This is a genomic window from Ruegeria sp. CG4 (assembly GCF_056537185.1).
This window is the reverse complement of sequence record NZ_JBQFRB010000001.1, coordinates 469,641-485,608: the sequence shown is the minus strand read 5'-3', so window position 1 is coordinate 485,608 and position 15,968 is coordinate 469,641. Positions and strand designations below refer to the sequence as shown.

Sequence of the window (15,968 nt, the reverse complement as noted above, 5' to 3'; positions counted from 1 at the left end):
GGTGTATTTCTTCAGGCGAAGTAACAGTCGCCGACCGGTCATTCAATGATTGTACCCAAAACCAGTGATTTTAGCTCGGCCCGGGACGGGTACGAACTAGAAGGAGACAACTGTGTGAAGAACACCGAAGTCAGATCGTTCTGGTAGTCGATCCAGAAAAACGTAGAAGCCATTCCGCCCCAACTGAAATCCCCTTGGGACCCGGCAACCCGGGTGCGACCCGGTTGGATAACAATAGCGCCCGCAAGTCCAAACCCCATTCCCTCCATTGGTTGTTCCGCAAAACTGCGCGGGCCCATCGATGCGATGTCACCCGGCAAATGGTTATGCATTATAAACTCAACGGTCTTGGGGCCCAACAGGCGGTGGCCGTTCCCCTGCCCCCGATTTCGCAGCATTTCCGCGAAACGGGCATAGTCATCGATCGTGCTTACCAGACCGCCACCTCCGGAATACATCGTCGCGCGTTCAAACGGAGATTTCCCGGCTTCGTCTACAAGCCGCAGGCTGTTTTCCCCGACATCGGCGGAATTGAGCGCCATGGCATCGCCAGCCAAGGGGGTGTAAAGCGACGCAAATCTGCTGGATGCTCCATGTGGGACTGAAAAACCGGTCTTTGTCATGCCCAATGGGTCAAAAACATTTTGCAGAAGGAACCCGTCCAAGGACTGTCCGGATACGATTTCGACGATCCGGCCAAGAACGTCTGTCGCGACGGAGTATTCCCACCTGGTCCCTGGTTGGAACGCCAGTGGCAGGGTCGCGAGTTTTGTTACGTTGTCCGCCAGAAAGCCCTGATCCGGCTTGAAAAATAGTTCCTGCGCTTCCATGGCTTCCGGCAGTATTCCGGGGTTAAAGGAATAGCTAAGGCCACTTGTGTGTGTCAGTAGCTGGTGCACCGTCGGGGTCGTGGCAGGTTCTGTCTGATCAATCCTTGTTGCGTCAGACACAAGCGCCTGCATATCCGCGAACTCGGGCAAAAAGTCAGATACCGGCGCGTTCAGAGGAAACAAACCGCGTTCAACCAGCATCATGATGGCGACGGACGTGATCGGTTTGGTCATCGAATAAATTCGAACCACTGTGTCACGTTCAAAAGGCAGTTCGCGCGCAAGATCCCGATGCCCGCAGGTATGGAAAAACGCCTCTCTACCGCCCTGGATCAGCAACAACGAAGAACCTGCGTATTTGCGCTGATCTACATAGCGTTGCATCCAGTGGCGGATGTGTTGCGTCCTGTCAGGGTCAAGTGCCGACTGGCGTGCCATGTATTTCCAAACCTGTGTTGTATTGCGGATTTCGCTGCTCCAGCCAGCCAATGCAGGTGTCGGCCGCCGTTTTGTATGTATCGTAACGGACTAATTACATATTTTTATACAACAATGGCATGTAGACATCTTCCCCATTTCACGTTTATCAAACTGTTATGGGGACAGTAAAATAATGCGCAAAATTCTGGTATTAAATGGGCCAAACCTCAATTTGCTGGGTACGCGGCAACCTGAGATTTACGGCAGCGTCACTTTGAAAGACGTCGAAGATCTGTGCATAGCGCATGGAAAGTCGATTGGGCTGTCAGTATCACATCTTCAGTCCAACCACGAAGGCGCGCTTGTTGATGCCATCCACGCGGCGCGCGGAGTTTATGGAGGGCTGGTACTGAACGCCGGCGCCTATACGCACACTTCAATTGCATTGCTGGACGCGATTTCGTCGGTCGAGCTGCCGACGATCGAAGTCCACCTGTCAAACATTCATGCGCGAGAATCCTTCCGCCACAAGTCCTACATCGCCAGGGCGGCGCTTGGTCAGATTTGCGGATTTGGGGCGCAAAGCTATGTGCTGGCTTTGGATGCGTTGGCTTCGCATCTCAATGACGGAGGTGGCGCGGCGTGAACCTGAAAGAATATCTTCATTTCCTGAGCTATACAAAAACTCTGGAAGAGCTATGGGACGCGCACTGCCGTCAAATGGCTGAGTTCGGGTTCGAGCGTCTTTTGTACGGCTACACGTTGTTCCGGACAGAAACGTCGCTGGGAGACCCCGAAGACTTTGTCATCCTCACAAATCATGGCCGGGCGTATTTGGATGGGTTTTTGCAGGGCGGGCTGTATTTCCATGCGCCAATGTTGAAATGGGCGCTGAACAATGAGGGTGCGCAAAGTTGGAATCTGGCACAATCTTCGCAGAGCAACGGTTCGTTGTCTCCTCAGGAGAAGCAGGTTCTGGATTTCAACAAGTCCATGGGCGTTGTCGCCGGATATACTGTCAGCTTCAATTCTGTGTCGATGCGTACAAAGGGCGCAATCTCACTGGCGGCCGGAAGTGATCTGAACCAGGATGATGTTGACGCGATATGGGAAGAGCACGGCGAAGACATTCTGCTGATGAACAATGTCGCCCATCTGAAGATCCTGACACTGCCCTATCACGCCCCCAACCGGGCCCTGACAAAGCGCCAGCGTGAGGCGCTGCAATGGGTCGGCGATGGCAAGACAACGCAGGATATTGCTCTGCTCATGGGGCTGACTTCAGCGACGGTAGAAAAGCACCTCAGGCTCGCGCGCGAGTCACTTGCAGTTGAAACAACAGCGCAGGCTGTCCTGAAAGCTTCGCTGCAGAACCAGATGTTCGTTATGGAGGCATAACGCATCAATTTTGACGCTAAACTGCGTCAATTTACCTTAGGTAAGGAAATCATGACTTTCCGAATCCTTACCATAAGTTGCAAAGTGAGAGTGTTCCGTGAGTGGTGGCTTTAGCCAGGGAACAATTGATCGGATCTTTGCAATACCAGGGCTCTCCGGTCGCTCTGACTCAAATGCGTCTATTAGTCCACGTAGTTGAGTCGGAAATTTTGGGGGGCCTCGACCATCCCCATCATGCGGGGCCCCTCAATCAACCTTTTCTCCAATCTTGCGGTAGTCGGCAGCGTTCTGCGTACGTGCATCCGGAATACAAAAAACCGGTCACGCTTTCACGTAACCGGTTCCTATTTCTTAGTGGGGGTATCTGTTGATACCCCGCATTCTCAGCCCTGAGCAGCCTTGGCCACTTCGGCTGCGAAGTCTTCTTTTTCGACAACGATGCCTTCACCCACTTCCAGACGGACGAAGCCGGTGATGGTCGCGCCAGCTTCTTTGGCAGCGGCTTCAACAGTCAGGTCAGGATTCACAACGAACTGCTGGTTCAGCAGAGTCGATTCCGCGACGAACTTCTTCATGCGGCCTACGATCATCTTTTCGATCACCTGCTCGGGCTTGCCGGATTCGCGGGCGATGTCCATCTGAACCTGCTTTTCCTTCTCGACAACAGCCGGGTCCATATCATCTTCGGACAGGGCCGCCGGGTTTACAGCTGCGATGTGCATTGCAACCTGTTTGCCGATTGCTTCGTCACCACCGGTCAGAGCAACCAGAACACCGATTTTGCCCATGCCATTGGTGGCAGCGTTGTGCACGTAAGACACAACGGTGTCGCCCGACAGTTTGGCCATGCGGCGAACCGACATGTTTTCTCCGATGGTGGCGATCTTGTCGGTCAGCGTGTCGGCAACGGTCTTGCCGCCCAGATCAGCAGCCAGCAGCGCCTCGACATTGTCCACGCCTTCGGCGGCGTAGGCGATTTTGCCGACCATTTCCTGGAACTCGCCATTCTTCGCAACGAAGTCGGTTTCCGAGTTCACTTCGACAGCGACACCAGTGCCACCGTCCACGTGAACTGCAACCAGACCTTCTGCCGCGGTACGGCCAGATTTCTTAGCCGCTTTGGCCAGGCCCTTGGTGCGCAGCCAGTCAACGGCTTCGTCCATGTTGCCGCCGGTTTCGGTCAGCGCTTTTTTTGCGTCCATCATGCCTGCGCCGGTCGAGTCGCGCAGTTCTTTAACCATTGCTGCTGTGATTGCCATCTTTTGGCTCTCCTCAATTCAAACGGAATTGGGGCAGGTCTACCCTGCCCCATATGTCATTTTGGTGACGGGCAGCTTACGCTTCAGCAGGTGCTTCTGCTTCGGCCTCTTCAGCAACGGCTTCTTCAACCGGAGCTTCTTCGAACGCACCCAGGTCAACGCCCGCAGCACCCATCTGAGCGGTCATGCCGTCCAGTGCGGCGCGTGCGGCCAGATCGCAGTACAGAGCGATTGCGCGTGCAGCGTCGTCGTTGCCGGGGATGATGTAGTCAACGCCGTCGGGCGAGCAGTTGGTGTCGACAACTGCCACAACCGGGATACCCAGTTTGTTGGCTTCGGCGATGGCCAGTGCTTCTTTCTTGACGTCGATGACGAACAGCAGATCAGGAACGCCGCCCATCTCGCGGATACCGCCCAGCGATGCTTGCAGTTTGCCTTGGTCACGTTCCATGCCCAGACGCTCTTTCTTGGTCAGGCCTTCGGCGCCCGATTCCATTGCTTCGTCGATCTGGTTCAGACGGTTGATCGACTGGGAAACGGTTTTCCAGTTGGTCAGAGTGCCGCCCAGCCAGCGGTGGTTCATGTAGTACTGCGCCGACTTTTCAGCAGCTTCAGCGATCGGCTGAGCAGCCTGACGCTTGGTGCCAACGAACAGAACGCGGCCACCTTTTGCGACGGTGTCACGAACAGCCTGCAGCGCCTGATCCAGCATCGGAACGGTCTGGGTCAGGTCCATGATGTGGATGCCATTGCGCGAGCCGTAGATGAACGGGCCCATGCGGGGATTCCAACGCTGTGTCTGGTGACCAAAGTGAACGCCAGCTTCCAGCAGCTGACGCATGGTGAACTCGGGAAGAGCCATGCTTTACTTTCCTTTTCCGGTTTACGCCTCGGCGGGGGTGAAAGAAGCGGATGCTCCAACCGGCGGTCTTGATGAGGATGTCTCCCTCAAAAAGGCCAAACCCCGCCTGCGGGTTTGAATGGCGCGCGTATACGGCAGGTTGAGTGGCAGCGCAAGGGTCTTTCGCCCTTATTTTTCGAGCCGCGCCAGGCTATGTGCGTGCCGAACCGCCTCCTCGCAATGTGCAGCCAAAGCCTTGCGGTTCTCAAAGTCGCTGACTTTTGCGGGGGCGTGATAAATCAACTCAACCGAGCCTTGCTTGCGTGCGCCGAGTGTCTTGAGAAGGTGCGGTCCGAAATCCATGTCGCCCCACCAGCCATAAAATCGCGCAGGCCGCCCATCGGGTGCATGGAAAACCACCGTGACCGGTTGGACATACATGAACTCTCGCAATTCTCTGGTAAAGAACGCCTCGAAAAGTGTTGTTTTAAATGGCAAAACACGCAAACCATCAGTCGAGGTGCCTTCGGGAAAAAACAACAGCTTGTGCCCGGCTTTCAGTCGGGTTTCGAACACCTTGGTCTGCTCGCGCGCTTTCTTTCGGTCACGTTCAATGAACACGGTGCCGGTTGCGCGGGCCAGCCACCCAATGCCGGGCCATTTGGCAACTTCGGCCTTGGAAACAAAGTAGACGCGCTTGCGCGCATTGAGTGCGAAAATGTCCAGCCAAGAGGTGTGATTAGCCACAACAGCGCCTTGTTCCCGCATCAATTCGCCTGAGGTTCGATACCCCATTCCGAGTATTCGAAGTGCATTCCTGCAGACGAACTGGGTGATGGAAGGTGTAACCGGCCTTCGAATGCCGTAAAGCGGTCGTTCGATCAGACGAAGGGCCAAAAGGATGATCAGACCACCAAACACCAAAATCGCTAAAGGCAGCCCGCGCAGGATCACCAGAAGCCAACCGTCCAGCCCCAATCGGATAGGATCCGGCGCATCCTCGCTATTCCAAAGCGGGTCGTTCACAGGATTACGCCCCACTGTAGATGCGCTTTTGACGCTCGTTCATGCGGGCTGTGTCCAGGATCAGGCAGACATCGGTGGTGTTGAAGGCATGATCAATAAAGGCCCCCTCGCCCACAAATCCGCCCAGCCTCAGGTACGCTTTGATGAGTGATGGGACCTGCACCATGGCAGCACGCCGATCCAGATCCTCGGGGGCGACAAGGTTCATGTCCTGAAAGACATCTGACTGGGCACGTACCCGCAGATCAGGTGGTGCCAGATGGTTGTGATGCAGCATCGACAGGGGTTGAGCAAGTGCCTGAACATCCGTGCCGTGGAAACTGGCGACACCAAACAGAACTTCGATGTTGCGGTCTTCAACGTATTTCGCAAGTCCATTCCAGATGTAATACATCGCCGTGCCGCCCCGGTAATCGGGGTGCAGGCACGATCGCCCAAGTTCCAGCAGCTTGCGCCCGCTTTCTTTCAGGACAGTCAGATCATATTCATCTTCCGAGTAGAACTGCCCCAGCTCTGCGGCCCGATCACCGGGCAACAACCGATAGACACCAATCACCTTGCCCGTCGTATCGTCATAAGCCAGCATGTGATCGAAATGCGGATCGAAGCTGTCCTGCTCCAAACCGGCATCATGGTCAACCATCCGCCCACCGCCGCCCAACTCGCGCACGAACACGTCATAGCGTAGCCGCTGCGCCGCCCGAAGCTCCGCCTCGTTTTCGGCAAGTTTGACTGTGAAAGATGGGCCTGCGTCGGGCATGTGCGATGTTTGATCCTTTTTGATACTGGTCCGCCTGATACAGCAGTTTTTTGCGGCTTAGCAACATGCGCTGCTCTGGCAGGTTCCGTTAACTTTTCCTAAACCAGTTTCAGAGATCAAAGACCGACACCAGGGCAATACGTGTCCCGTCAATCACCACTTTCCCCTGCTCGCGAAAGTTCACGGTGATCTTGCCTGCGATGTTGGACTGAACCTGTCCGACGCCCCAATCGGGGAAATCCGGGTGGCGGACATACATGCCCGGTGCAAGAATAGCATTGAGGTCTGTCATGCGGTGGCTCCGGTCCGGCGGCAGATACAGCAGGAGGTACGCATGGGCGGCACGGACGTCAACCTGGCCGAGTTGATCGGTTCCCGGATCTGTCACGATCTGATCAGCCCTATAGGTGCGATCACCAACGGTCTGGAACTGCTTGAGATGGTTGGCAGCGTGCAAGGTCCTGAGATGGAGTTGATTTCCGGCAGCGTCGGCAGCGCCGGTGCCAGAATTCGCTTTTTCCGCGTGGCGTTCGGCGCTGCGGGTGACCAGCCGCTTGGACGAACCGAAATTGCAGATCTGTTACGGGATATCGAACGCGCAGGCCGCGTTCGGATCAATTGGACCCTGGGCGAACCCGCACCCCGCAATCAGGTGAAACTGACCTTTCTGGCATTGATGTGCTGCGAAAGTGCCATGCCTATGGGAGGCGAGGTCGAGATTTCCCTGCATGACGGGAAATGGACTGTGGCCGGGAACGCGGACAAACTGAATATCGATTGCGATCTGTGGAAGCACGTCGCGACCGGTCGGTTTCCCGGCAAGATAACACCATCTCAGGTGCAGTTTGCCTTGCTGCATGAAACTTCGGCGGCCATGGGGCGGCGGATTGCGGTTGAAACTGCCGCAACCCGGGTTGCTTTGCGCTTTTAGGTTCGGGTCGTCCCGTTCCCGCGCACCAGATACTTGAAGCTGGTCAATTGCGCTGCCCCCACCGGGCCGCGTGCATGCATCTTGCCGGTGGCAATCCCGATCTCAGCGCCCATTCCGAATTCCCCGCCGTCGGCAAACTGAGTTGAGGCATTGTGCATCAAAATGGCACTGTCCAACCGCTCGAAAAAACGCGCGGCGGCATTGGCGTCCTCGGTCATGATGCAATCGGTATGGTTTGAGCCATTGGCCCGGATATGCGCGATGGCCGCGTCGATGTCGGCAACCGGTTTTGCCGCAATAATGCTGTCGAGGAACTCCTTGCCCCAATCCTCATCGGTCGCGGCGATTGTGCCTTCGATGGCCAGATCGCCCTCGGCATGGACTTCGACACCGGCCGCCATCAAGGCGGATACAACGTCGCGTCCCAGTGTCTTCGCAACGTCCTCGTGAACAAGAAGACATTCCGCAGCGCCACAAATGCCGGTGCGTCGCGTCTTGGCGTTCAGGACCACATCCAGCGTTTTTTGGGGATCGGCTGCCTTGTCCACGTAGATGTGAACGATGCCTTCGAGATGCGCAAAAACAGGCACACGTGCTTCGCGTTGCACCAGCCCGACCAAACCCTTGCCGCCGCGGGGGACGATGACATCCACGTAATCGGTCATGGTCAACAGTTCCTGAACCGCAGCCCGATCCCGGGTCGGGATCAACTGTATCGCGTCCTCGGGCAGGTTGGCGGCTTTAAGACCCTCAACAAGGCAGGCGTGGATCGCTGTCGACGAGTGAAAGCTCTCGGAACCGCCGCGCAGAATCACGGCATTGCCGGATTTCAGGCAAAGCGCACCGGCATCGGCAGTTACGTTTGGCCGGCTTTCATAGATCACACCGATCACGCCAAGCGGTGTGCGTACACGCTGAATATTCAGACCCGACGCCATATCCCATTCAGACAGAACTTCGCCCACGGGATCTGCCTGTTCAGCGACGGCGCGCAAACCGTCGACCATGCCGCGGACACGGTCCTCATCCAGCATCAGGCGGTCCATCATGGCGGCGCTCAGGACCTTTTCGCGACCAAACTCCAGGTCTTTCCGGTTGGCCTCAATGATTTGCGCGCGGTTTTCCCAAACCGCATCGGCGGCTGCAATCAGCGCAGCGTGTTTACGTTCGGCGCTGGCAAACCCAAGCGCGTTCGACGCTTGCTTGGCGCGTTTTCCGAGATCGGCCATCAGGGCGGGAATGGTGTCGAAATCCTTCATGTCATGTGCCTTTCAGGTCCGAGTGTTCTGCGTTGCGGGGAACGTCACTATAGCGCCAGATCGTCGCGATGGATCAGGGCGGCCCTGCCCGGGTAACCGAGCGTCGCCTCGATTTCCGAAGATTTGCGCCCCTTTATCGCATCGGCTTCCTGCGCAGTGTAGCGGCTTAGGCCCTGCGCCAGACGCCGCGCCACGGGATCCAGAATCGCTACGGGATCGCCACGCCCGAAATCACCGGTTACTTCGATAACACCTGCTGGCAGCAGGCTTTTGCCGTTGGCCAGCGCACGCGCTGCCCCCTCGTCCACTTTGATTTCTCCGCGCGGCTTCATCGCCGAAATCCAGCGTTTGCGCGCGGCGTGCGGATCCAATGTCGCCGTGAACCATGTACAATTTGCGCCGTTCTCAAGCGTTTTCAGCGGGTTCAGCGGGGAACCTTCGGTAATCGCCATATCGCAGCCGGCGGCGATTGCCATCTTGCCAGCCAAAAGTTTAGTCTTCATACCGCCCTTTGACAGCCCGGAACCCGCATCGCCTGCCATGGCCTCAATCTCGGGCGTGATCTGTTCGATCACGTCATAGCGGGTCGCCTTCGGGTCTTCGTTGGGATTTCCGGTGTAGAACCCGTCAACATCAGACAACAGGATCAGTTGGTCGGCCCCAACCGTCACGGCAATCTGCGCGGCCAGACGGTCATTGTCGCCATAGCGAATTTCATCCGTTGCAACGGTATCGTTTTCATTGACGATCGGGACCACGCCCAGGCTCAAAAGCGTCTCAAGCGTCGCCCGCGAATTCAGGTAACGGCGCCGGTTTGCGCTGTCTTCCAGCGTTACCAGAACCTGAGCGGTTTTGATGTCATGAGGCGCAAGTACTTCTTCATACGCACGGGCCAGCCGAATCTGACCGACAGCAGCAGCGGCTTGCGACTGCTCCAACGGCAGGTTGGCCATAGGCAGGCCCAACACGCCACGCCCCAGAGCGATTGAGCCCGAGGACACCAGAATGACATCCGTGCCCTGATTCTTGAGCCAGACCACATCTTCGGCCAGAGAGCGTAGCCACTCGGATCGAAGCAGGCCCGTCTCGCGGTCCACCAGCAACGCGGACCCGATTTTGACAACCAAACGTTTTGCAGTGGTCAGGGTTGCCAAGCTTGTGCCTCCTCGTTGGGCTTTTGGCGCAGGCGGTCTTCGTCGATCTGTGTTCTAAGGGTGCGGAGCACCTCGGTCACACCCAGATGCGCGACGCCCGACATGGTCATGACGGGGCCGCCAACCACTTCTTCCAGTTCGGCCTTGACCATTTCCGTTTCATCGGCATCCAGCGCGTCGACCTTGTTCAGCACGGTGATGCGCGGCTTTCCCGCCAGTTCGCCACCATACGCCTGAAGTTCGTGAATGATGGTGCGATAATCCTCAGCCACAGTTTCCGAGGTTCCGTCAACCAGATGCAGCAGAACCGCGCACCGTTCGACATGGCCCAGAAAGCGGTCGCCAATCCCGCGCCCTTCATGGGCACCTTCGATCAGGCCAGGAATATCGGCCACGACGAATTCCACATTGTCGACGCCCACGACCCCCAGGTTCGGGTGCAGTGTCGTGAAGGGGTAGTCGGCGATCTTTGGGCGCGCGTTCGACGTTGCCGCCAGAAAGGTCGACTTGCCGGCGTTGGGCATCCCAAGCAGCCCCACATCGGCAATCAGTTTCAGCCGCAACCAGATCGTGCGGTCGATACCTGCCTGCCCCGGGTTCGCCCGTCGTGGCGCCTGGTTTGTCGCCGATTTGAAGTGCAGGTTGCCAAAGCCACCATTGCCGCCCTTGGCCAACAGTACGCGCTGGCCAACCTCGGTCAGGTCGCAGATGACTGTTTCTTCATCTTCGTCCAGAATCTCGGTGCCGACGGGCACGCGCAAAACAATGTCGTCGCCATCTTTGCCGGTGCGCTGCTGCCCGCGTCCGGGCTGGCCGTTTTTGGCAAAGAAATGCTGCTGATAGCGAAAATCGATCAGGGTGTTGAGCCCGTCCACGACCTCTGCCCAGACAGACCCGCCTTTACCGCCGTCTCCGCCATCGGGACCGCCGTATTCAATGTACTTTTCGCGCCGAAAGCTGACGCACCCGCCACCGCCGGCCCCGGACCGGATGTAGACCTTTGCAAGATCGAGAAATTTCATGACTGTCCCCTACTGCAAAGGCCCCATCGGCCACAAGTCAGAGTTTTTTGCTGTATGTCCAGGTGGGCACATTCGCGTCGCGCGCCACCGAATAGCTTTCCGCATCACCCAGATACTGGAACCCGCAATGTGTCAGCACCCGGGCCGAAGCCGGATTGTCCTGAAACACGCTGGCGAACATGGTGGCGTTCTCGAGCGGGTTGGCATTGACCAGGGCCTCGACGGCCTGAGAGGCAATGCCAGTGTTCCAATACAGGGGCGCGACCCAGTATCCGACCTCGGATTGATTGCGATCCAGCCGCATCAGTGAGATCACACCGATCAGCTCAGGCCCGCCATCCTTGGTGGCGTCCATGGCCCAGACATCCTCGTCGCGGTCGTCAGCCATTGAGCGGGTCACAAATGCCTCGACCGAGCCGGGCGGCAACGGGTGCGGAATCGACGTCGTCATGCGCGCCACGCGTTTTTCGCCTGCATAATACTCGATGAGACCCATATCCGACCTGCGCAGCGGGCGCAGATCGAACCGCTCGGTTTCAATGACCGGCTGATTGATTATAGTCTCAAGCTTCATGAGTTCGTTCCTCCTCCGAACAACACAAAAAATACGGACGCAACTGTCAAACTCGCCAACGTCCACATCAGATATTTTTCCACCGGGCGACCTTCAACCGCATGGGCAATTCTATCTCCGGCAAATGTCCAAATCGGGTGCAAAATCACCTGGCAGGACAATAAGCAGAGAGCGATCGTGAGCGTCGCGTCAAAACTCGACGTTCCGGCAGCAACAAAACCGGTAAACCCGGCGACGATCATCGCCCAGGCCTTGGGATTCAGCGGGTGAACAATCATCCCCGCCCAGAACCCCGGAGCGGCTTCACGCGTAGAACCACGCGACAGACGCAAGTTCGCAATTTTCCACGCAAGCCAGCAAATATAGGCCGCTGAAGCGTATTTCAGGACTGAAAACACCAGGGGCGCCTGTTCAGCCAATTGCAGCAGCCCAAAACCCACGGGCCAAATGATCAGTTGTTTGCCCAAGATGACGCCGGCCACAAACGGCAACGCCGCCCGAAAGCCATAACGCGCACCGGTTCCCAGCAGGACCATGTTGGCCGGTCCCGGCGTGCCGACCTGACTGGCGGCAAAGATAAGGAAACTGGTGGTTGCGACTGTCATCGGTTCTGGTGATCACGACTGCGATAAAACGAAAAAGGGACCGGCATTTTCTGCCGGTCCCCCATGAATTTTTTATTAAACCTTCTGGGTTTCGGCTTACTCTGCGGCCTCCGCCACTGGCAGGACCGAAATAAAGGTGCGGTTCTTGAGGCCCTTGTGGAACTTCACGGCGCCATCGACAGTTGCAAAGATGGTGTGATCTTTGCCCATGCCTACGCCTTCGCCCGGCCAGAACTTGGTGCCGCGCTGACGCACGATGATGTTGCCTGCAATGGCGGCCTGACCACCATAGAGTTTCACGCCAAGGCGACGACCTGCTGAGTCGCGACCGTTACGGGAGGAACCGCCAGCTTTTTTATGTGCCATTCTCTCTCTCCTTAGCCTTTGGCCAGCTCTTTGGCCTGCTCAACCCATTCGGGTTTCACTTTGACCGTTTCGATAGCAGCAATCTGCTCGTCCGACAAGGCGGCCAGAGCGGCAAAGCTCTCGATACCGGCCTCGGCCAGCTTTTTGGCAGCGGCAGGACCAACACCGTTCAGCTGGGTCAGATCGTCAGCGGCGGCAGCCGCAGCGGGTGCCTCTGCTTTGGCTTCAGCTTTCTTGGCAGGCTTTTTTGCCGCCGGAGCAGCTTCACCAGCCGGAACGGAACCGGTTGCAGCTTTGATGCCCGACTTGTCAGCGCCCGACTCCAGGATGTCGGTGATTTTGACCAGAGTCAGTTTCTGACGGTGGCCAACAGTACGCTTCGAGCTGTGCTTACGGCGGCGTTTGACGAACTTGATGACCTTGTCACCTTTGACCTGTTCGATCACTTCGGCCTGAACGCCTGCGCCTTCGATGAACGGTGCGCCGACAACCGGAGCGTCGCCGCCCAGCATCAGAACATCGTTGAATTGAACTTTTTCACCTGCGTCGGCAGCCAGTTTTTCAACGCGGAGCACGTCGCCCGCCTGAACTTTGTACTGCTTGCCGCCAGTCTTGAGGACCGCAAACATGCGTCTTTCCTTTTCCATACCGCGTTCTGTGGTCCCCTTGTAGGCGTTTTGGCCGAAGCCACCTCGAACAGCGCGCCCTTTTCGGGCTGTGTGACGACCTAGGGCAAAACCCTGAGGTCAAATAATAACGAGACCCGGCGCGGAGATTCCGGCCGGGATGCGCGCTTATCCATAGATTGCCCGAGAAAGTCAACACCAATGCGGTGCTAAAGATCCGATGCCCTCATCGAGTGCGCAACCGCCCTGCCCAGTTGATACGAAATTTCGTCAAACATCTGGTCAAATCCCGTAAACAGCGCCTTGTTCAGGGCTCGGCCTGTGTCTGTACGGGAAAAGGCGATGTTCTCTCGCATCTGCGCCTCGGTCAAGGGTTGATAGGCCAGAAGAAGGAAGGAATACAGCCAAACGGTAGCGTCCTCAGTCCTTTCCTTTGTCTGCGCCAATAGCTGGGCCCAGAGTTCGGCGTCATCCTGGTTTTCTTCCAGATCAAGGCCGCGAAAGAAAAAGAAATCAGCGCTGAGAGAGTTCTGAACATTCTGATTGATCAGGTCATTGACCTGAATGTACTCATCCACCAACTTGAAGAACTTGTCGTCGCGGGGCTCATTTTCATACGCGTGCCGGGCCATCTCCTCGATCGTTTCGTCCGAGATTGCATCCCGCGCCGAGTTTTCCAGTGACACCACAGTTTTGCCGACAGCGCTTTCGAAAAACAGAATAGCCTGATCCATCTGAACGCTGGTCAGATTCTCGGTCAGGGCCGAGGTTATCTGGGACTGCATCCAGACGGTGTCGTAAATATCCTCGACTTGCGCTTCCAGGAATGAGCCGCCCTTTTGGTCCAGATGGGTTTCATCCAGTTCCTGCCGGTGCGCCTGACCTTCCTTCCGAAGGATCTCCATGATTTGGCTCAGCTGCAATGCCTCGGCAAGTTGATCCACCTTTTCGGACGCAGCGACCGTTCCGCATGCAAACAGTCCAATAAGTAATCCAATAACAAGACGCATCAGATATCCTGAGCTGGATGCAATTCTGCCATCCGGGCCGCCAGAATTTCGAATTTCATGGCCATGATTTCGTATTGGATTGCATTCAGCAGCTCATAAACTTCCCGCATTTGCGGATGCTCCAGAGCTTTTGTGTAGGCTTCGACATCCTCGTCCGAGAAGTCCTGATAAGTATATGCGGCGCCTGCCAGAGCCGACAATTGCATCGCCTGACGCATCCCACTTTCGTTACGGCGCAGCATTTCCCGCAATTCATCGGCGCTGAACTGCAGGTCGATAACTCCAGACGCGCTGGCCGCCAAAAGAAAGCGCAGTTGCACTTCCTGCAGCGCACGAAGGGCGGTTCCACTTGAATCGACGGCACGATTCATGCGCTTCAGGGTTTCGACCCTGTGCGAGCCGTCTTTGACAAGCTCTGAAATGATCTCCTGCCCCTGTTTTTGTTTGTTGTCCTCGTCTTCGTACAGATGAGAGGCATTTTCAGCCTCGACAAGCCGTTGGCCGAGGTCCGACGCATAAAACTCTACGGCGTGGTTCAACGAGTCGTCGCTCAACGTCTGTTCAAGGATTGATACGGCGGTTTCGTGCATATCCTTGAGGTCAAAAACTTCTTCCGCCAGGCGCGTCCAGTCCGATCCGAACCCCTCAGGATCGATACCAAGCATTTTGGGGGCTGACGCCGACGTCAGAGCTATACTTTCCAGCGCAACATCAAACCCGGTCGTTGTCAGGAAGGCCTCAATCCGGTCCCTGCTGGCAGCAGAAGGCGATTGCGCCATAACTGCCACCGCAATCAACGGCATCAGCACGGACAGAAGGACGTTTCGAACAAGCTTCATCATGAGTAAGAGCCTAGGTGATTTAGAATGACAGGCAATGGAAAATCAGTCCAATTCGAAATTCGGGAATTTTCCGCTTGCACCCCTGCGCGTTCCTCACTAAATCCCCCCCTCACAGACCCCCGCGGAGAGGTGCCGGAGTGGTCGAACGGGGCGGTCTCGAAAACCGTTGTGGGTGCAAGCCCACCCAGGGTTCGAATCCCTGTCTCTCCGCCATACTCCCCACAAGTATTGTTTGAGCCGACTTAGGAGGTTGGTGCATCGGCGTGTTGTGGCTTTTGTCGCGTTAACATTCGCCTGTACGCGGTTGAAAGAAGACAAAATCATTGCCTGAAAAACATGAGAGTGTTTCTTTCTAAACAGCCCGACGTCAATCACCGGATCGGTCTTTTTCAAGAAAGCCAACACCCAGGACCAACGTAGCGGCACATTCTTGCCGCTGTTGCACAGTCGGATCAGCGTGCTGTGGCCCAAGATCCGAATTTGCAAAGAAATCCAGAGATTTCCCCCTTTGCCCGAGGATAGATTTGACCCATCTCGACCGAGTAGAATTGAAGGAGACACTCATGTCGCGCACTTTAATTATCGGAATCGCCATCGCCGCCATTGGCGCAGGCGCCTATTACATCCTGAACCAACCCGAGCCGACACCGGCAGAACAGTTGCAATCGGCCGCCGAGGATGCAGCCGACGCGGCCAGCGAAGCTGCATCCGCCGTGCAGGATGCCGCCAGCGAAGCGCTGCAAAACGCAACGGAGCAGGCCAGTGAAGCCGCCTCATCCATCTCGGATCAGGCCGGCGAGCAGGTCGCATCGCTGAGCAGCGAAGGCCAAGAGTTGCTTTCGTCCTGGATCGAAGAAGGCGCATTGACCCTGCAGAACTTTGACTATGACAAGATGGTTGCAGCGGTTCAGGAAAGCACTCTGACACAAGACGTCAAGACACAGGCGATCAAGATTCTGGATGAAATCAAGGCTTCGCCGGAAACGATTGCTTTGAAAATTCAGGAACTGCAGCAGCTGTTCACGCAGCAATAATTCTGATTGGG

General features: G+C 56.5%; 19 protein-coding genes and 1 tRNA gene. 5 read left to right on the top strand and 15 right to left on the bottom strand.

The window, feature by feature from the left end; all coding sequences use genetic code 11:
• Window positions 1-38 precede the first annotated feature (38 nt).
• Window positions 39-1,214 carry a serine hydrolase domain-containing protein gene (locus ACR0J2_RS02415; RefSeq protein WP_480811562.1) on the bottom strand — a complete coding sequence of 392 codons (1,176 nt, stop codon included), beginning with the start codon at window positions 1,212-1,214 and terminating at the stop codon, window positions 39-41.
• 229 nt (window positions 1,215-1,443) lie between these two features.
• Here ACR0J2_RS02415 and aroQ point away from each other — a divergent pair, with 229 nt between their 5' ends.
• Both aroQ and ACR0J2_RS02405 read left to right on the top strand, forming a co-directional pair.
• Window positions 1,444-1,896, top strand: coding sequence for a type II 3-dehydroquinate dehydratase (aroQ, locus tag ACR0J2_RS02410; protein ID WP_480811561.1), 453 nt, complete (start codon window positions 1,444-1,446; stop codon window positions 1,894-1,896).
• A complete protein-coding gene (locus tag ACR0J2_RS02405) occupies window positions 1,893-2,648 on the top strand; it encodes an autoinducer binding domain-containing protein (RefSeq protein ID WP_480811560.1) in 756 nt (251 codons plus the stop codon). Before aroQ ends, ACR0J2_RS02405 begins: the two co-directional genes overlap by 4 nt.
• Window positions 2,649-3,031: 383 nt before the next feature.
• Here the strand turns inward: ACR0J2_RS02405 and tsf are convergent, their stop codons facing one another.
• From tsf to ACR0J2_RS02380, 5 genes are all read right to left on the bottom strand, one after another.
• Window positions 3,032-3,907 (bottom strand): translation elongation factor Ts, encoded by an 876-nt coding sequence (tsf, locus tag ACR0J2_RS02400; protein ID WP_170615038.1) that lies wholly within the window; start codon window positions 3,905-3,907, stop codon window positions 3,032-3,034.
• A 76-nt stretch (window positions 3,908-3,983) separates the two neighbouring features.
• Window positions 3,984-4,769 carry a 30S ribosomal protein S2 gene (gene rpsB / locus ACR0J2_RS02395; protein WP_170806348.1) on the bottom strand — a complete coding sequence of 262 codons (786 nt, stop codon included), beginning with the start codon at window positions 4,767-4,769 and terminating at the stop codon, window positions 3,984-3,986.
• A 168-nt stretch (window positions 4,770-4,937) separates the two neighbouring features.
• Complete coding sequence (gene olsA / locus ACR0J2_RS02390; RefSeq protein ID WP_480811559.1) at window positions 4,938-5,774, bottom strand: lyso-ornithine lipid O-acyltransferase; 837 nt, start codon at window positions 5,772-5,774, stop codon at window positions 4,938-4,940.
• Window positions 5,775-5,778: 4 nt separating this feature from the next.
• Window positions 5,779-6,534: an L-ornithine N(alpha)-acyltransferase gene (gene olsB / locus ACR0J2_RS02385; RefSeq protein WP_480811558.1), complete on the bottom strand. Its 756-nt coding sequence runs from the start codon at window positions 6,532-6,534 to the stop codon at window positions 5,779-5,781.
• A gap of 109 nt (window positions 6,535-6,643) precedes the next feature.
• The gene (locus tag ACR0J2_RS02380; protein ID WP_480811557.1) at window positions 6,644-6,826 is read right to left on the bottom strand and encodes a DUF3553 domain-containing protein; all 183 of its coding nucleotides are present in this window, start codon (window positions 6,824-6,826) and stop codon (window positions 6,644-6,646) included.
• A 42-nt stretch (window positions 6,827-6,868) separates the two neighbouring features.
• Here ACR0J2_RS02380 and ACR0J2_RS02375 point away from each other — a divergent pair, with 42 nt between their 5' ends.
• A complete protein-coding gene (locus ACR0J2_RS02375; RefSeq protein WP_480811556.1) occupies window positions 6,869-7,465 on the top strand; it encodes a histidine phosphotransferase family protein in 597 nt (198 codons plus the stop codon).
• Here the strand turns inward: ACR0J2_RS02375 and ACR0J2_RS02370 are convergent.
• The 9 genes from ACR0J2_RS02370 to ACR0J2_RS02330 form a co-directional block, all read right to left on the bottom strand.
• Entirely contained in the window at window positions 7,462-8,724 is a 1,263-nt protein-coding gene (locus tag ACR0J2_RS02370; RefSeq protein ID WP_480811555.1) for a glutamate-5-semialdehyde dehydrogenase, read from the bottom strand. The two genes, ACR0J2_RS02375 and ACR0J2_RS02370, sit on opposite strands and share 4 nt — an antisense overlap.
• A gap of 47 nt (window positions 8,725-8,771) precedes the next feature.
• Window positions 8,772-9,878 carry a glutamate 5-kinase gene (gene proB, locus ACR0J2_RS02365; RefSeq protein ID WP_480524073.1) on the bottom strand — a complete coding sequence of 369 codons (1,107 nt, stop codon included), beginning with the start codon at window positions 9,876-9,878 and terminating at the stop codon, window positions 8,772-8,774.
• The gene (obgE, locus tag ACR0J2_RS02360) at window positions 9,866-10,900 is read right to left on the bottom strand and encodes a GTPase ObgE (RefSeq protein ID WP_480811554.1); all 1,035 of its coding nucleotides are present in this window, start codon (window positions 10,898-10,900) and stop codon (window positions 9,866-9,868) included. The genes proB and obgE overlap by 13 nt, the downstream gene beginning before the upstream one ends.
• Window positions 10,901-10,937: 37 nt before the next feature.
• Window positions 10,938-11,474, bottom strand: coding sequence for a GNAT family N-acetyltransferase (locus ACR0J2_RS02355; RefSeq protein ID WP_170615047.1), 537 nt, complete (start codon window positions 11,472-11,474; stop codon window positions 10,938-10,940).
• On the bottom strand, window positions 11,471-12,079 hold the full coding sequence (locus tag ACR0J2_RS02350) for a LysE family translocator (RefSeq protein WP_480811553.1): 609 nt from the start codon (window positions 12,077-12,079) through the stop codon (window positions 11,471-11,473). The genes ACR0J2_RS02355 and ACR0J2_RS02350 overlap by 4 nt, the downstream gene beginning before the upstream one ends.
• Before the next feature lie 96 nt (window positions 12,080-12,175).
• The gene (gene rpmA / locus ACR0J2_RS02345) at window positions 12,176-12,445 is read right to left on the bottom strand and encodes a 50S ribosomal protein L27 (RefSeq protein WP_010440093.1); all 270 of its coding nucleotides are present in this window, start codon (window positions 12,443-12,445) and stop codon (window positions 12,176-12,178) included.
• A gap of 11 nt (window positions 12,446-12,456) precedes the next feature.
• On the bottom strand, window positions 12,457-13,074 hold the full coding sequence (locus ACR0J2_RS02340; RefSeq protein ID WP_480811552.1) for a 50S ribosomal protein L21: 618 nt from the start codon (window positions 13,072-13,074) through the stop codon (window positions 12,457-12,459).
• Between the two features lie 206 nt (window positions 13,075-13,280).
• Entirely contained in the window at window positions 13,281-14,081 is an 801-nt protein-coding gene (locus ACR0J2_RS02335) for a DUF2059 domain-containing protein (RefSeq protein WP_480524068.1), read from the bottom strand.
• Entirely contained in the window at window positions 14,081-14,923 is an 843-nt protein-coding gene (locus ACR0J2_RS02330; RefSeq protein WP_480811551.1) for a DUF2059 domain-containing protein, read from the bottom strand. The genes ACR0J2_RS02335 and ACR0J2_RS02330 overlap by 1 nt, the downstream gene beginning before the upstream one ends.
• A 123-nt stretch (window positions 14,924-15,046) precedes the next feature.
• On the opposite strand from ACR0J2_RS02330, the gene ACR0J2_RS02325 reads away from it, so the two are divergent.
• Window positions 15,047-15,136, top strand: a tRNA-Ser gene (locus ACR0J2_RS02325).
• A 350-nt stretch (window positions 15,137-15,486) separates the two neighbouring features.
• Window positions 15,487-15,957 carry a hypothetical protein gene (locus ACR0J2_RS02320; protein WP_480811550.1) on the top strand — a complete coding sequence of 157 codons (471 nt, stop codon included), beginning with the start codon at window positions 15,487-15,489 and terminating at the stop codon, window positions 15,955-15,957.
• Window positions 15,958-15,968 lie beyond the last annotated feature (11 nt).

What these genes read in the sequence shown, in the direction of transcription:
- ACR0J2_RS02330 (WP_480811551.1), bottom strand. Translation starts at nt 14,923, where the DNA reads ATGATGAAGCTTGTTCGAAACGTCCTTCTGTCCGTGCTGATGCCGTTG.
- ACR0J2_RS02380 (WP_480811557.1), bottom strand. Translation starts at nt 6,826, where the DNA reads ATGACAGACCTCAATGCTATTCTTGCACCGGGCATGTATGTCCGCCAC.
- ACR0J2_RS02375 (WP_480811556.1), top strand. Translation starts at nt 6,869, where the DNA reads ATGGGCGGCACGGACGTCAACCTGGCCGAGTTGATCGGTTCCCGGATC.
- ACR0J2_RS02340 (WP_480811552.1), bottom strand. Translation starts at nt 13,074, where the DNA reads ATGTTTGCGGTCCTCAAGACTGGCGGCAAGCAGTACAAAGTTCAGGCG.
- tsf (WP_170615038.1), bottom strand. Translation starts at nt 3,907, where the DNA reads ATGGCAATCACAGCAGCAATGGTTAAAGAACTGCGCGACTCGACCGGC.
- ACR0J2_RS02320 (WP_480811550.1), top strand. Translation starts at nt 15,487, where the DNA reads ATGTCGCGCACTTTAATTATCGGAATCGCCATCGCCGCCATTGGCGCA.
- ACR0J2_RS02335 (WP_480524068.1), bottom strand. Translation starts at nt 14,081, where the DNA reads ATGCGTCTTGTTATTGGATTACTTATTGGACTGTTTGCATGCGGAACG.
- rpmA (WP_010440093.1), bottom strand. Translation starts at nt 12,445, where the DNA reads ATGGCACATAAAAAAGCTGGCGGTTCCTCCCGTAACGGTCGCGACTCA.
- ACR0J2_RS02370 (WP_480811555.1), bottom strand. Translation starts at nt 8,724, where the DNA reads ATGAAGGATTTCGACACCATTCCCGCCCTGATGGCCGATCTCGGAAAA.
- aroQ (WP_480811561.1), top strand. Translation starts at nt 1,444, where the DNA reads ATGCGCAAAATTCTGGTATTAAATGGGCCAAACCTCAATTTGCTGGGT.
- obgE (WP_480811554.1), bottom strand. Translation starts at nt 10,900, where the DNA reads ATGAAATTTCTCGATCTTGCAAAGGTCTACATCCGGTCCGGGGCCGGC.
- ACR0J2_RS02350 (WP_480811553.1), bottom strand. Translation starts at nt 12,079, where the DNA reads ATGACAGTCGCAACCACCAGTTTCCTTATCTTTGCCGCCAGTCAGGTC.
- olsB (WP_480811558.1), bottom strand. Translation starts at nt 6,534, where the DNA reads ATGCCCGACGCAGGCCCATCTTTCACAGTCAAACTTGCCGAAAACGAG.
- ACR0J2_RS02355 (WP_170615047.1), bottom strand. Translation starts at nt 11,474, where the DNA reads ATGAAGCTTGAGACTATAATCAATCAGCCGGTCATTGAAACCGAGCGG.
- rpsB (WP_170806348.1), bottom strand. Translation starts at nt 4,769, where the DNA reads ATGGCTCTTCCCGAGTTCACCATGCGTCAGCTGCTGGAAGCTGGCGTT.
- ACR0J2_RS02415 (WP_480811562.1), bottom strand. Translation starts at nt 1,214, where the DNA reads ATGCAACGCTATGTAGATCAGCGCAAATACGCAGGTTCTTCGTTGTTG.